A 14,694-nucleotide genomic window follows, 5' to 3' on the forward strand; every position below is an offset into this window, starting at 1 on the left:
ATTCACTTTTTTATCTTGACACAAACCGTTTTTTTTTTTCAATAGGAAAAATTTTTTATTTTTCATTTAGGTGTGTTGAACACCTTTATTTTTGTAATAATTTGAGGTCTAAAATGAAATCAACAACGAAAAAATTACCGGGCTGGGTACATATCCCATTAGCAGTATTTATGGCAATTAGCTTAGTGCAGACGGCACTAGGTTTTCAAGATTTATTTGGACAAGCCTTTGCATGGGCATTTTCCATAGCTTTAACCATATTAATGTATGGATTTACCGTATTGATTGGTTATCGGCGTATTAATCGTTTACCTGTAATAGGTTTCTTAATTGGCTATTTCTTTATTTCACTGTTTTCTTTTACGGGAAATTTCAATGCGGTTTATACCTCTTATCAGAAAGAGCAATTATTTCGTGATGAATTATTAAAACATAAACAGCAATTACATGATGTCGTAAATGCAGCCAATAAAGCCTTAAATAGCTTTAGCCCTGAGATTACTGAAAAACGTAATCGTTTAGAAAGTTTAACAGAACAATTAGTTAGCCAAATTACCGATCCTGCTCGCCCCGGGTTAGGGAAACGAGCATTAGAGCTGATTGCTGAAATTGAATCGGTATTAGGCGAAAAATTGACGGAATTTGGTACAAGAGGGAGCGATTGGAATGCGATTGCACAGCGTTATCGTGAAAATATTGATCAAATTGCACGACGTAAATTAACCAGTAAAGACTATGAAAAAATTGAAGATGTGCGCGAAAGTATTAAACAAAAAGAAACTGAAACTATTCGTCTTATTGATAATGTATTACTTACGAGCCAATCTGTTAAAGATTACGGTTTTGAAGCCAATTTAAAAGCAGTTAATGTGGTCAATGAAATTGGTTCTACTGTGCAAGAATTTATTAACGATACTGCAATTTTTAAATTTGAACCAGTACCTTTTGAAAGCCAAGAAATTGGAAAAATTGCTTTTTCATTTAAATCAGCTTTTGTCCAACATACTTTAGTTGGCATTCTATTTACCATTCTTTGCCTATTTATTGATTGGGCAGTAGTGCTAAGTTTATTGGTCTTTTTTGGTGGACGAGAGAAAGAAACGACAAAACCAATTTACTCAGGACATTCAATGTAATAGGAGCAAACAATGTTAAAAAATCCTTTTAAAAATGATGACAATTTAGAAAAAGAACAGTCAGATTTCGTTGATGCATTTGAAAGCAAAGATCATGCTGAACAAGAGAGCGATCCTTTTATTACTGAGGAAGAAGAAATAGGTCAACAAGATAAATTTGATTCAACTTTGAAAGCCATAGAACCAGTAATAGAGGATAATAAGCCTTTAGTCAGTTCTTCAGAGCCTGTAAATAGTTATACTTTTAACAAATTTAATGGTAATGAATATAAATACCAATCACAAATTAAAACCGATAAATTACAAAAACGTGATATTGAACAGGATCTTAATGATGAAGAGTATCATCAGCGTTTGGTGGAACTAAATACTGATGCTGAAAATAAGCATTATATTTTATTTTTTGGGCAACCTGCTTCAGGAAAAACTTGGATTATTGGTAGTATTCTACATTATATGAAAAATTATCTGGGCGGTACGGTTTATTTAGATACACAGAAAACCACTGAAAGCGAAGAAGAATTATTTTACCAATTACAAGATCGCTTCAATGGGGTAATTCATGCGGAGAAAATTACGAGTACGGATACTAAACAATATTTTGAATTCCATATTTGTTTTACTCCAAAAGATTCTAGTAAACCACCGATTAATATGGTGTTTATTGATGCTTCAGGGGAACATTCTGAACAAGGTTTTAGAACTAAACATAATAATAACTCGGGGCAGTTACCAAATTATTTAACTGCAATTTTAGAATCTAATGTGAAAACTAAGTTAGTCTTTGTTTATGATCAATCTTTACAAGATGAAAGAGGTTCAATTCCGCAAGTGAATGTTTTAGATGCTGTTTTTATCCATATTCAGCATATTCAAAAACGGCATAATAAGTTCTTTCCTAAAGCATTATTAATGTCTAAATCAGATCGTATTTATGCCTCGGATTATTCTACTGTAGAACGTTGTGGTGGTGATGCTATGACTTATGCGGTGTATAAAATACCTGCGTTTGCAAATAGTTTTTTTAATGAATCACCAGAAAATAAAACCATATTCTATCAAATGGGCAAATTTTCAACGAATTCAGATCTATTACTAGAATTTGATAAAGAATGTCCTGAACGGTTATTTAGATGGCTCTATATGACAGGTACTGGTGGGATTTCACCAATTAAAGAGCAAAGTTGCTGGGATAAATTTATGGCGTGGTTAAAAGGAAAATAGTAAAAGGGAAAACAACAATGGCAGAAGCAAAAGGTTTATTAGGCTGGGGGATTGTCGGAACACCAAAAGGCAGACAGCGAGCCAGTGCTGGATTAGATGAGCAAATTAACCAAGCGGGTATATTCGATCTCGATCAGAATATAGGGCAATGTTTACCAGATCCTATAAAAGATAGAGGAGAATCAACTTTATATTATTTAACTTATCGTGAAATTTCAGGTTATACGTTATTAGGCATTGCCGAGTATCGTTCAGTAAAAGAAATGGGACAGAATCGTACGGGAAGCTATTTTGGATCTTTTATTGAATGTATCAATAGCAACTTTTCTACCAATGAGGCAGATCTTAAAATATTATTTTCTGACTTATATAATTTAAATCTATATCAGTATAAATCTTTTATTGATACACAAGATATGATGTATAGCGAGTTAATTGACGGAAAAAAGGTGATTGAGTTACCGAATTTAGATAAAATTTCACAAAAACTAACCGCACTTAGACCTAAATTTATAAATCATGTTAATATTAAAGAAAGTTTATTTGTTTATACTGGAAATATAAGCGTTATAAATATTATGAAATTTTTATTAGAGCAACAAGTTTATCATCAGTATAAACATATTTATTTTTCTTCAAGTACTGAAATAACTAACAAAATTAAACAAAGAAAGAATGTTGATGTTATAGATTTTACTAAAGATTTATTTAAATCGAGTTATTTTACTATTTCTTATCAGCAAGAAATTTTGGCTTTACATAAAGATATTAAAAGTCTAATGGATAAGGAAAATCAGTTAAAAGAAAATAATGTTAAATTACAAAGTTTATTAGAACAACAAGAAAAAGAGAAAGAACAAGAGATTAATAGGAGAGTGAGTATTGTTATTGGTGAAGAAAAAGAACAATTACACAAAATACAAGATAAAATTGAGCAAGAGCAAATTTTTATTGACTTAGGTAAGAAAATACTTGGAGAGCTAACTAACCATAAAGAGGCATTAACAAGATATAATTTAGTAGAAATATCTAATACACATTCAAGAAATCAGCTTAATTCAGTTATTAAACCTTATATTGATAGATTGTCTTCTGAAATTAAGGAACAATCTAAAAAAGTTGAATCGGTTAATAAACCAATAGAATATAAGGAATCTATTTACACTTGGATTTTTGCAGCTATTTCGATTATATTTTTAGTAATTATTGGTATTTTAATATTTATTTATGAGAATAAGAATGATAAAGATGATAGAGTCAGTCCTATATTGAAAAATGAAATAATAGAAGTAAAAAATAAAATAGAAAATATTGATGAAAATAATAAGATCTTATTAAAGAAACTTGGTGAGATTACTTCACAATTAGAAGAGAATAAAGATAATAGAGATAATAAGGGTAAAAAATAATGAAATTTTCTTTTTTATTAATTATAAGCTTATTCTTTTTGATGTCTTGTTCTGATGAAAACAGTGAAAAGTGCCAAGATTTATCAAATAGTGAGATAAGCTCATTGGCTTCATCTTATTGTGAAAAGGCGGCTAAAAATGGTGATGTTAATGCTCAATATCAATTAGGGAAAAAAGCACTAGATGAAAATAACAAGGAACAAGCTGAGCATTATTTTCAGCAAGCTGCACAACAAAAACACCCTATGGCTTTATTTGAGCTAGGACAACTTTATCAACAGCAGGGCGGTGAAGATAATCAACATAAAGCAGAATTTTATTATCAGCAAGGTTGTGATTTAAAATATTTAATTGCTTGTGAACGTCTTTTCTCTTTAGGTAAGAAAAAGGAAGACAAAAGCCAGATAAAAATAGAAAAGCAAACTTTGCCTAATGTGGATACACTTGCTCAAGCTCAAGCTCAAGCTCAAGCTCAAGCTCAAGCTCAAGCTCAAGCTCAAACCACTAAATCAGAAAGGAAATCAACGACTATACAAAGAACGAAAGAAGAATTATTTAAATTGGGCGTTGAAGCTGATATGGTAAAAGATTATCAGAGAGCGATTAAATATTACACTATGGCAGCTGATAAAGGACATTCACAGGCTCAAATGTATTTAGGAATAATGTATCAGTATGGACAAGGTGTTGAAATAAATAGGGATAAAGCCATTTATTATTATAAATTAGCTGCAGAAGCAGGATATGGAGCAGCTAAAGAAAAATTAGAATCTTTAGGCGTAACTCAAAAAGACAAGGTGAAAACAACCTTACCAGTATTATCTAATTTGCAGATAGTACAAGGTTTTTATCAAGCTTTAACACAAGGTAATGGAAAGCTAGCAGTGAGTTATATTATTCCAAGTAAACAAGAAACGGGTACTTTTACTTCATATTCAATGACAAAATTTTATTCCAACATGAAACAACCATTAACAGTGGATTACATTCGTCAATTATCTCCAGAACAATTTGAGGTTAGTTATCATTATACTGTAACAAAAGTAAGAAAAAATTGTTTAGCAACAGTTAGCTTATCTTCTTATTATGGAATAAATTTTATACATTCAATAAATGCTAATTGTTAGTTTATTATTAATAATAAAGTATATAAATTCGAGTTACTATTTTTCTAAGAAAAATAAGTTAAAGAATTTTTATATACTATAATTATATAGTAGTTAATGTGAAAAAAGCTATTAAATCTTATAATATTGAATTAAGGATAGTTAAACTATCCTTAAATTTTATCAATTTAATCAATCGGGTTATAGCTCATATCCCAATCCGTTAAGTGAGGTAACCGAGCTGAGGTATAAAGTTGTCCTGTTTTTTTATCTACTAAATAACTAAACATTCTATGAGCGATCATAGGATCTCCACCGCATTTATCGTCATGAATTTCATAAAAATCAAATTCATAGGTTTCTACTGTTTCGGTATCTATTGTAAAGTAACAGCCTTCGGGCATATACATTAAATTGTATTTTTTAATAGATTGATTAACTAAATTACGTGCTTGCTCAACACTATTAACAACATTTGCTAAACTTTGTATTGAGATAAGTGCAAATAAAATTATGAAATATTTTTTCATATAGCTTCCTTATTTAATGGTAGTTAACAATATACTTATTGTAACAATGAAATATTATTTATCAATAAATTATAGTCGTCCTATTTTAAAATAATACAGTGTTGGCATGCCTCGCCGTACTATTTTACTGTCTTATTTTAAATTAAAACCACTGTATCACTTTAATTTTATTTATAAACTAAGAGGAAAAAATAATGTTTAATAAAATGATAATGGTATTAAGTTTTTTATTAATTATACCTATTGCAGATGCGAGAAAAGCACGTTGTTCTGATTTTTCTACGCAAGCAGAAGCACAGGCTTATATGTTACGTTATGGTGCTTATTATTTAGATCGGGATCGAGACGGTGAAGCTTGTGAATGTTTACCTGGAGGTAGTAAATATGGTACTTCCGTTTGTCGGCGTAGATAGTTTTATAAAATAAAAAAACACCGCACTTGAGTTATCATCAAAGTGCGGTGTGTTTTAGAAAAATTTTATTGTGCTTTTTCGGCTAATTCTGCTCTTAATTTTTTGGTAACGGCAACCATATTTTCTAGTGCCGCTAAGGTTTCAGGCCAAGCACGGGTTTTTAAGCCACAGTCTGGGTTGACCCATAGGCGTTCTGCGGGGATAACGTCAAGGGCTTTACGCAGTAAATGCTCGATTTCGCTTTGTTCTGGTACACGTGGGCTGTGAATATCGTAAACACCCGGTCCAATATCATTTGGATATTTGAAATCAGCGAATGCGGTTAATAATTCCATATCTGAACGTGAAGTTTCAATGGTAATTACGTCAGCATCTAAATCGGCGATAGCAGGCAAAATATCGTTAAATTCAGAGTAACACATATGAGTATGGATTTGTGTGGTGTCCGCACAGCCGTAAGAAGATAAACGGAATGCTTCGCCAGCCCATTTCAAATAGCTTGCCCAGTCTGCACGTTTGAGTGGTAAGCCCTCACGAATAGCGGGTTCGTCAATTTGAATCACTTTAATGCCTGCTTTTTCAAGGTCTAAGACTTCATCATTTAAGGCTAACGCAATTTGTTTACAGACGGTTTCACGGCTAATGTCGTTACGCACAAATGACCATTGTAGAATGGTAACAGGGCCTGTCAACATACCTTTCATTACTTTGTTGGTAAGGCTTTGGGCATAAGTTGACCAAGCGACGGTCATTGGTTCAGGACGAGTAACGTCACCGAAAATCACTGGCGGTTTAACGCAACGTGAGCCATAGCTTTGTACCCAACCAAATTTGGTAAAGGCAAAACCGTCAAGCAGTTCACCGAAGTATTCCACCATATCGTTACGTTCAGCTTCGCCATGCACTAACACGTCTAAATCTAATTCTTCTTGTTTTTTCACCACATAAGCAATTTCTTTTTTCATTGCAGTTTCATAGTCAGCCGCTGAAAGATCGCCTTTTTTGAATTTGGCACGAGCTTGGCGAATTTCTAAGGTTTGTGGGAAAGAACCAATATTGGTAGTTGGTAATAATGGTAATTTTAACCAATCATGTTGTACTTTGATACGCTCTGCATAAGGGGATTGACGTTGATCCGCATTCGCAGGTAGGTTGGCTAAACGTGTTGCCACTTCTGGTTTATGGATTACTTTGCTATTGGCACGAGAATCAGCCGCGGCTTGGCTTGCATCTAATTCGGCTTGCACTGCTGAACGTCCTTGATCTAAGGCTGTTTTTAATAAACGAAGTTCGTCTGCTTTTTGTAAGGTAAAGGCTAACCAAGCGTATAAGTCAGGGTTATTGGCTTGTAATTGAGTTTCAACGCTTAAATCGTATGGCGAATGTAATAATGAACAAGAGCTTGAAATCCATAATCTGTCGCCAAGTTGAGCTTTTAATGGCTCAAGGACTTCTAAAACCTTATTTAAGTTTGCACGCCAAATATTACGTCCGTCAATTACACCGACAGAAAGCACTTTATCGTAATCTTTAAATTGAGCAAGTTGCTCAGGGGCACGCACTAAATCAATATGTAAGCCGTCAACAGGTAAAGATTTTAATAAATCAGCATGTTCTGCCACTGAACCAAAGTAAGTGGCAAAAAGTAAGTTGGCATTAACCGCTTGTTTTAATTGAGCATAGGTATCTGCATAAGCATTTAACCATTCTTGTGGTAAATCTAGGGCTAAGGCAGGTTCATCAATTTGAATCCAAGTTGCCCCTTGGTTAGCTAAAGCGTTAAGAATTTCCACATAAACAGGGATTAATTTATTTAAGAGGCTTAAACGGTCAAAGGTTGAGCCTTTTTCTTTCCCTAACCAAAGGAAAGTTAATGGACCGACAATCGTAGGCTTGGCTTGATGACCTTGTGCTTGCGCCTCTTTAAGTTGGTTCACATAATGGGTTGGATTGGCTTTAAATTCCGTATCTACTGCAAACTCAGGCACTAAATAATGGTAGTTAGTGTCAAACCATTTCGTCATTTCAATGGCAAATTGGGTTTTGTTACCACGAGCTAATTGGAAATATTGATCAAGGGTTAATTGTTGGCTATCAAAGCCGAAACGCGCAGGAATTGCCCCTGTTGCCACTTGTAAATCAAGGATATGATCATAGAAAGTAAAGTCGCCAACTGCCACAAAATCCGCCTTGGCTTCCGCTTGATGACGCCAGTTTTTTTCACGCAATGCTTTGGCAATATCTAATAAATCTTGTTCTGCCACTTCACCACGCCAATAGCGTTCTTGAGCAAATTTTAATTCACGTTTGGCACCAACACGAGGAAAGCCTGAAAAATGTAATGTTGTCATAGGTACTCCTTATAAACTTTAATTCATTGTTGTTCAGTCTAGCCATTTAGACGGCTATTTGTTTCGTTGGCAACAGAATGACTGATTTAAGCCAATTATGCAATCTCATAATTTTCACGTTTTCTATGAATTTTTTTAATATTCTCATGGTAAAGCCGTACAGTTCATCTGATGACTAGGGTATAATAATGCCAATTTGAGTTATTTTTCTAATTATTTACCTTTATGAAACCCATTTTCTTAGAATTAAGACATTTAAAAACCTTGCTTGCTTTAAAAGAAACAGGCAGTGTTTCTTTAGCGGCGAAGCGTGTTTATCTTACGCAATCCGCCCTTTCTCATCAAATTAAATTATTAGAAGATCAATATGGTTTAAGCCTGTTTGAACGCAAAACCCAGCCTTTGCGTTTTACCGCCGCGGGGGAGCGGTTGATCCAATTAGCTTATGATATTTTGCCAAAAGTGATTGAGGCTGAACGTGATTTAACTCGGGTAAAACAAGGCGAGGCGGGCGAATTACGCATTGCGGTGGAATGCCATACCTGTTTTGATTGGTTAATGCCCGCAATGGATTCTTTTCGCCAGCATTGGCCATTAGTGGAATTAGATATTGTATCGGGATTTCATACAGATACCCTAGGGTTATTACTAACCTATCGTGCCGATTGGGCAGTGGTAGCAGAAATTGAAGAAACTGCAGGCATTGTGCATAAACCGTTGTTTTCTTATGAAATGGTTGGCATTTGTTCTAAGGATCACCCTCTGGCACAAAAAGACATTTGGCAAGCGGAGGATTTTATTACCGAAACCTTAATTACTTATCCTGTGCCTGACGATATGTTGGATCTATTGCGTAAAGTGTTGCACCCTAAAGGCATTAATCCTATTAGACGCACCAGCGAATTAACCATTGCGATTATTCAATTAGTGGCAAGCAAACGTGGGGTTGCTGCGTTGCCTTATTGGGCAGTAAAACCCTATTTGGAGCGAGGTTATGTGGTCGCCAGAAAAATTACCGAGCAAGGGCTATACAGTAATTTATATGCGGCTTTTCGTGAAATTGATGCCGAGATTGCCTTTATTGATGATTTTTATCAAACTGTGAAGTCTCAGAGTTTTTCTACTTTGCCCGATTTATTGCCACTTTCTTAATCCTATATTTAAGCACCAAGTGCGGTGCTTTTTTAGCACATTTTTTAGTTTACTTTGTTGATTTCTTGTTCTCTTTTAGCCAACCTAATTAATTTTTTTCTGTAAAATAATTACAAAATAGTGATGTTGTTCACAGATTTGATCATTAATTATTGAATAAAAATTTAACTTCATATAAATTTCATAATGTGAGTTTTACTTCATTTTTGTGGAAAAATAACCGTAGAAGTGGCTTACAATGAATTGGAGTTATGCTTTATCTTATTTATCGTTATTTCTATGGTGATTTCTAGCAAGCTAATTAATCAGTTTGTTCTTCATATGAAGTAGCTTACATTGTTAATCTGATGTTTTATTTTAATCATCTAAATTTATGTCATATTTATTTTTAATATGATGACAATTAAGGAGTTAGCAATGCTTACTAAAACAAAATTATCCGTAGCAGTGGCAACTGTACTTGCGACTACCTCGGGAGCAGTCTATGGCGATAATGTTAAAGACAAGGGAACAGCGACCAATGTAGCGTTCAACCAGTCTTTTGTGCCAACAGAATATAGCCTAAAAGGTAAACCGAATATCATTTTAATTTCGGTTGATGACTTAGGTTATGGTCAGCTTAATTACGATGATGCGCAATTCAACAAAGAAGTATTAAAAGATCGTGAAGTGCCAGAACGTTATCAAGTTGCCCTTGATAAAGCCATTGAAGCGGCGAAAAAATCTACCCCAACCTTGCGTAGCTTGCAAGATAACGGCGTGAAATTATCACAAGGTTTTGTGGCTCACGGCGTGAGTGGTCCATCTCGTGCAGCGATGATGAGTTCTCGTTTCCCAGCTCGTTATGGAATTTATAGTAATGATGATGCACAGGACGGTGTATCTGCTGATGAGACTTTCTTAGCGGAATTATTCCAAGATTACGGCTATGAAACCTCAGCCATTGGTAAATGGCATTTATGCCGTATTACTAACGTGCCTGTACCAAAAGAAAAACAAACTCGTGATTATCACGATAATTTCACTACTTATTGTGATGCGCCATTCCAACCACAAGCAAGAGGTTTTGATTACTTCTTTGGTTTCCATGCTTCAGGGGTTTCTTACTATGATTCGCCATCATTATTTGAAAATCGTGAAAGAACGCCAGCGGTGGGCTATGTTACTGATCAATTCACAGACAAAGCCATTGAACGCTTAAAAGAAGCAGGCGACAAACCAGCCTTTATTTATCTGGCTTATAACGCACCACATATCCCGTTGGAACAACCTGCACCAAAAGAATATCAAATCTTTAATACAGGTAATTCAGAAGTAGATAATTACTATGCTTCTGTTTATGCGGTGGATCAAGGGGTTAAACGCATCTTAGATGAATTGAAAAAACAAGGTAAAGATCAAAACACCTTAATTTTCTTCACTTCAGATAATGGTGCGGTGGTAGATTCGCCAATGCCAATGAACGGCGTATTAAAAGGCTATAAAGGCGAAACCCAACAAGGTGGTGTGCGTACGCCAATGTTTGCTAGCTGGCCTGCACAGTTCAAACCTCAAGACTATAACAAAATGGTTTCTGCCACAGACTTTATGGTTACCGCATTAGCAGCGGCTGAAATTCCTGTTCCTGAGGATTTAAGCAAAAAACTTGATGGGGTAAACTTAATTCCATTTATTAAAGGTGAAGATAAAGGCGAACCACACCCATATCTTTATTGGGCGCAACCTCGTGCATTCCACTGGGATCCAGTAAATATCCCATTCTGGCATAATTACTTCAAATATATCACCAGTAAATCCGATGACTATCCAGATAACCCATATATGGAAAAATTATCTAAATTTACTTGGACAGTGCGTGATAAAGATTGGACATTACATTACTGGATTGGCGATCAAAAAATCGAATTATTCAAAAACAGCGATGTTGGCGAATTAAAAGAAGTGTCTAAAGACAATCCAGAAGTGGTAAAACGTCTTAAAGCGAAAATGAATGAATATTTACGCACCGCACAAAAACCAAATACAGATAATAACGTGCCTAAATATGAAGCATTATTAAAAGCAACAGAATAATCGTTGCCACTGAGAAAAGAGAGGCAAGGTTGCCTCTCTTAATTAATGCTTAATGGCTTTGCGTACAGGGAGAAGACTATGCTAAGTTTTATGCTAAAACCCACCAGTTTTAAATGCAATATAAAATGTGATTACTGTTTCTATTTAGAAAAAGAATCCTTTATGGCACCCGATCATCAGAAAGTGGCGAATATGTCGCTAGAAACCGCGCGCCATTTTATTGAACAGCATATTTCACAAACTCAAAGTAGTGATGTTTTCTTCACTTGGCAAGGGGGCGAACCGTTAATGGCAGGACTGGATTTTTATCAACAAGTGATCGAAATTCAGCAATATTTTGCCGAAAAATATCAAAAAAAGATCCATAACGCTATTCAAACCAACGGTATTTTAATTAATGAAAAATGGGCTGAATTTTTTCATCAGCATCATATCTTAATCGGCATTTCCATTGACGGCGATGAAGAATTACATAATACCTTTCGGGTCAATAACCGAGGTAATGGCACTTTTGATCAAGTTAAACGTGGTATTGAATTATTACGCCGTTATGAAGTGGAATTTAACACCCTCACAGTTGTAAATAACATTAATGCCCAATATCCACTACGGGTATATAGCTTCCTAAAATCCCTTGGCAGTAAATTTATGCAATTTATTCCTGTGGTGGAAACTATGGAAGTGGACGACAAATTTAAGCCAAAATGGTTAAGCCAACCTGCTATTTTGCCAGTAACAAGCTCTTTTTCTGTGAGTGCAAAGCAATATGCTAACTTTATGATCAAAATTTTTGATGAATGGCTAAGCAAAGATGTAGGCGATATTTCCGTACAACTTTTTGAATCCATTTTTGCTCGCTTTTGTGGTTTTGAAGCCTCAATGTGTATTTATCGTGAACGTTGTGGTGGTGAGAATTTAGCCCTTGAAGCCAATGGCGATGTGTATTCTTGCGATCATTTTGTTTATCCTGACTATAAAATCGGCAATATAAAACAACTTTCTGAATCAGAAATTACCTTAAAAGTAATGAACTTATCAGAGCAAAAACAAAATCTTAATACCGAATGTCGCCAATGTCAGTGGAAAGAACTTTGCTACGGCGGTTGCCCAAAACACCGCTTTATCACTAACCGCTATGGCGAACAACACAATTATTTTTGTGCCGCTTACCAACAAATCTTTGCCCACTTCACCCCTGCAATGAATTTTATGGTTACTTTAAAAGAACATAATGTTCCAATAGAATTAGTTAAACAATATAAACAACAGATTTATGTTTAAAAAACAAAGAGATTTTGTTTATTGGGGGAAAGTGCGGTCTGTTTTTAATCTATTTTTAGTGATAATAATATAATCGCCCCACATTAAAATAATACAAGGTTGGCATGTCTTGCTGTGCTAAGTGTACAGTCTTCGGCGTGTCAACCTTGTTTTATTTTAAATTGAACAGAGAATAAATTTAGAAATAAAATCAATTAGTTGTTTTATTTCTGCGGGGGGGGGTATAATAGCCATTTTTTCATTATTTATGTAAGGAAAATCATTAAAATGCTACATTTTGAAAACGATTATAATCGTGGGGTGCACCCTGTTTTACTCAACGCTTTGCAACAAACCAATGATGAATGTTTGGCAGGTTATGGGGCGGATATTTATTCGGCAAGGGCGAAAGAAAAAATGAAAACTGCTTGTGCTTGTCCACAGGCGGAAGTGGATTTTTTGGTTGGTGGAACGCAAACCAATCAAGTGGTGATTGCAGCAATGTTACGCCCTTATCAAGGCGTGGTGGCAGTGGAAACAGGGCATATTAGCGTGCATGAAGCGGGGGCGATTGAATACAGTGGGCATAAAGTGCTGACCTTGCCCGCCCATCAAGGCAAAATGTGTGCACAAGAATTGCGTCAATATTTAAGCGATTTTTATGCAGATGGCAACTACGAACATATGGTTTTCCCTGGTATGGTCTATATTTCGCACCCTACTGAATATGGTACGCTTTATAGCGAAAGCGAGCTTACCGAATTGGCACAAATTTGCCAGCAATATCAACTCCCTTTATTTTTAGACGGTGCAAGATTGGGCTATGGACTGGCGGTAAAAGGGGCAGTGGATTTGCCAACCATTGCTAAATTAGTTGATGTGTTTTATATCGGCGGCACAAAAATGGGGGCATTGGTAGGGGAAGCGGTCGTATTTACCAAAGGCAATCGCCCAGCCCATTTTATGACGATGATTAAACAGCATGGCGCGTTATTGGCAAAAGGACGCTTGCTCGGCGTGCAGTTTGATTGCTTATTTAGCAACAATTTATATCAACAATTAGGTCGCCATGCGATTGAAATGGCACAGCGTTTAAAAAGCCTATTGCAACAAAAAGGTTACCGTTTTTATTTGGATTCGCCGACTAATCAACAATTTGTGATTGTAGAAAATCAAAAACTTGCCCAATTAGCGGAAAAGGTTTGTTATGGTTTTTGGGAAAAATACGATGATCATCATACGGTTATCCGTTTTGCCACCAGTTGGTCAACACGCCCTGAAGAAATAGAGGCGTTGGCGGCGATTTTATAATAAAAGTGCGGTCAGTTTTGAGGGCGTTTTTTACGCCCTTTTTTATGGTTTTTTCTGATGATTATTTATTTTTAGTTAATATTGTTTTTTTACTGTGAATATTTATACAGATAAGTGAGGTTGATAGAATATTGTTATCAGTTGTGATAACTGAATAATGAGAAAAATAATGTTATATAAGGAAAAAATATGATGAAAAAAACAATGATGAAAGGATTATTTGCTTTGCTATTGGCAACTTCATTAACTCCCTATGTGTCAGCAAATACAACAGTACAAGAAAATGCTACATTGAGCCCACAACAAATTTTGGCACGAAATAAAGCCAATGTGTTAGCCTTTTATGATTTAGCTTTTAATCAACATAAAGTGGCAGAGGCGACCGAGAAATATATTGGCGAACAATATTGGCAACATAATCCAACGGTAGCGGACGGCGGGCAAGCCTTTGTGGAGGCTTTTACACCTTTTTTAAAACAATATCCACAATCTCAAGCAAGTGTGAAGCGTATTATCGCTGAAGGCGACTTGGTCGTGTTACATGTACATAGCACCTTAACCCCGCAAGATAAAGGCGAAGCGGTGGTGGATATTTTCCGTTTAGATCCGCAAGGTAAAATTATTGAGCATTGGGACGTTATTCAAGCGGTTCCAGAACAAAGCGTCAGCGGCCGTGGCTTGTTTTAGAATAAAAGCAGTAAGCAAAATCCCCCTTTGAGGGGATTTTGA

Annotated in this window: 12 protein-coding genes; 10 read left to right on the forward strand and 2 right to left on the reverse strand. The window is 35.4% G+C overall.

Annotation, left to right across the window (positions count from 1 at the left end; translation table 11 throughout):
- Nucleotides 1–113 precede the first annotated feature (113 nt).
- Genes A6A20_RS11635 through A6A20_RS11650 form a run of 4 tightly spaced genes read left to right on the forward strand, consistent with a single transcriptional unit; the run spans nucleotide 114 to nucleotide 4,896 of the window.
- A complete protein-coding gene (locus A6A20_RS11635) occupies nucleotides 114–1,136 on the forward strand; it encodes a coiled-coil domain-containing protein (protein WP_279573579.1) in 1,023 nt (340 codons plus the stop codon).
- 12 nt (nucleotides 1,137–1,148) lie between these two features.
- Nucleotides 1,149–2,360: a ribonucleoside-triphosphate reductase gene (locus A6A20_RS11640; RefSeq protein WP_279573580.1), complete on the forward strand. Its 1,212-nt coding sequence runs from the start codon at nucleotides 1,149–1,151 to the stop codon at nucleotides 2,358–2,360.
- A gap of 17 nt (nucleotides 2,361–2,377) precedes the next feature.
- Complete coding sequence (locus A6A20_RS11645; RefSeq protein ID WP_279573581.1) at nucleotides 2,378–3,769, forward strand: hypothetical protein; 1,392 nt, start codon at nucleotides 2,378–2,380, stop codon at nucleotides 3,767–3,769.
- A complete protein-coding gene (locus tag A6A20_RS11650) occupies nucleotides 3,769–4,896 on the forward strand; it encodes a tetratricopeptide repeat protein (RefSeq protein ID WP_279573582.1) in 1,128 nt (375 codons plus the stop codon). Before A6A20_RS11645 ends, A6A20_RS11650 begins: the two co-directional genes overlap by 1 nt.
- Nucleotides 4,897–5,063: 167 nt before the next feature.
- Here A6A20_RS11650 and A6A20_RS11655 read toward each other — a convergent pair whose 3' ends face one another.
- Nucleotides 5,064–5,405 (reverse strand): hypothetical protein, encoded by a 342-nt coding sequence (locus A6A20_RS11655; RefSeq protein WP_279573583.1) that lies wholly within the window; start codon nucleotides 5,403–5,405, stop codon nucleotides 5,064–5,066.
- A gap of 194 nt (nucleotides 5,406–5,599) precedes the next feature.
- On the opposite strand from A6A20_RS11655, the gene A6A20_RS11660 reads away from it, so the two are divergent.
- A complete protein-coding gene (locus A6A20_RS11660; RefSeq protein WP_279573584.1) occupies nucleotides 5,600–5,818 on the forward strand; it encodes an excalibur calcium-binding domain-containing protein in 219 nt (72 codons plus the stop codon).
- Nucleotides 5,819–5,883: 65 nt separating this feature from the next.
- On the opposite strand, the gene metE is transcribed toward A6A20_RS11660, so the two are convergent.
- On the reverse strand, nucleotides 5,884–8,169 hold the full coding sequence (gene metE, locus A6A20_RS11665) for a 5-methyltetrahydropteroyltriglutamate--homocysteine S-methyltransferase (RefSeq protein WP_279573585.1): 2,286 nt from the start codon (nucleotides 8,167–8,169) through the stop codon (nucleotides 5,884–5,886).
- A 225-nt stretch (nucleotides 8,170–8,394) separates the two neighbouring features.
- On the opposite strand from metE, the gene A6A20_RS11670 reads away from it, so the two are divergent.
- From A6A20_RS11670 to A6A20_RS11690, 5 genes are all read left to right on the forward strand, one after another.
- Nucleotides 8,395–9,321, forward strand: a complete 927-nt coding sequence (locus tag A6A20_RS11670; protein ID WP_279573586.1) for a LysR family transcriptional regulator — start codon at nucleotides 8,395–8,397, stop codon at nucleotides 9,319–9,321.
- 417 nt (nucleotides 9,322–9,738) lie between these two features.
- Entirely contained in the window at nucleotides 9,739–11,394 is a 1,656-nt protein-coding gene (locus tag A6A20_RS11675; protein ID WP_279573587.1) for a sulfatase-like hydrolase/transferase, read from the forward strand.
- A gap of 90 nt (nucleotides 11,395–11,484) precedes the next feature.
- Nucleotides 11,485–12,675: an anaerobic sulfatase maturase gene (locus tag A6A20_RS11680; RefSeq protein WP_279573802.1), complete on the forward strand. Its 1,191-nt coding sequence runs from the start codon at nucleotides 11,485–11,487 to the stop codon at nucleotides 12,673–12,675.
- 267 nt (nucleotides 12,676–12,942) lie between these two features.
- Nucleotides 12,943–13,965: a threonine aldolase family protein gene (locus tag A6A20_RS11685; protein ID WP_279573588.1), complete on the forward strand. Its 1,023-nt coding sequence runs from the start codon at nucleotides 12,943–12,945 to the stop codon at nucleotides 13,963–13,965.
- Between the two features lie 204 nt (nucleotides 13,966–14,169).
- Nucleotides 14,170–14,652 (forward strand): nuclear transport factor 2 family protein, encoded by a 483-nt coding sequence (locus A6A20_RS11690; RefSeq protein ID WP_424585451.1) that lies wholly within the window; start codon nucleotides 14,170–14,172, stop codon nucleotides 14,650–14,652.
- Nucleotides 14,653–14,694 lie beyond the last annotated feature (42 nt).

Origin of the sequence: Volucribacter amazonae (genome assembly GCF_029783845.1) — a bacterium.
Lineage (GTDB): Bacteria > Pseudomonadota > Gammaproteobacteria > Enterobacterales > Pasteurellaceae > Volucribacter > Volucribacter amazonae.

Bases quoted from the DNA above. Each gene is read 5' to 3' on its own strand.
- A6A20_RS11635 (WP_279573579.1), top strand. From the start codon at position 114: ATGAAATCAACAACGAAAAAATTACCGGGCTGGGTACATATCCCATTA.
- A6A20_RS11640 (WP_279573580.1), top strand. From the start codon at position 1,149: ATGTTAAAAAATCCTTTTAAAAATGATGACAATTTAGAAAAAGAACAG.
- A6A20_RS11645 (WP_279573581.1), top strand. From the start codon at position 2,378: ATGGCAGAAGCAAAAGGTTTATTAGGCTGGGGGATTGTCGGAACACCA.
- A6A20_RS11650 (WP_279573582.1), top strand. From the start codon at position 3,769: ATGAAATTTTCTTTTTTATTAATTATAAGCTTATTCTTTTTGATGTCT.
- A6A20_RS11655 (WP_279573583.1), bottom strand. From the start codon at position 5,405: ATGAAAAAATATTTCATAATTTTATTTGCACTTATCTCAATACAAAGT.
- A6A20_RS11660 (WP_279573584.1), top strand. From the start codon at position 5,600: ATGTTTAATAAAATGATAATGGTATTAAGTTTTTTATTAATTATACCT.
- metE (WP_279573585.1), bottom strand. From the start codon at position 8,169: ATGACAACATTACATTTTTCAGGCTTTCCTCGTGTTGGTGCCAAACGT.
- A6A20_RS11670 (WP_279573586.1), top strand. From the start codon at position 8,395: ATGAAACCCATTTTCTTAGAATTAAGACATTTAAAAACCTTGCTTGCT.
- A6A20_RS11675 (WP_279573587.1), top strand. From the start codon at position 9,739: ATGCTTACTAAAACAAAATTATCCGTAGCAGTGGCAACTGTACTTGCG.
- A6A20_RS11680 (WP_279573802.1), top strand. From the start codon at position 11,485: ATGCTAAAACCCACCAGTTTTAAATGCAATATAAAATGTGATTACTGT.
- A6A20_RS11685 (WP_279573588.1), top strand. From the start codon at position 12,943: ATGCTACATTTTGAAAACGATTATAATCGTGGGGTGCACCCTGTTTTA.
- A6A20_RS11690 (WP_424585451.1), top strand. From the start codon at position 14,170: ATGATGAAAGGATTATTTGCTTTGCTATTGGCAACTTCATTAACTCCC.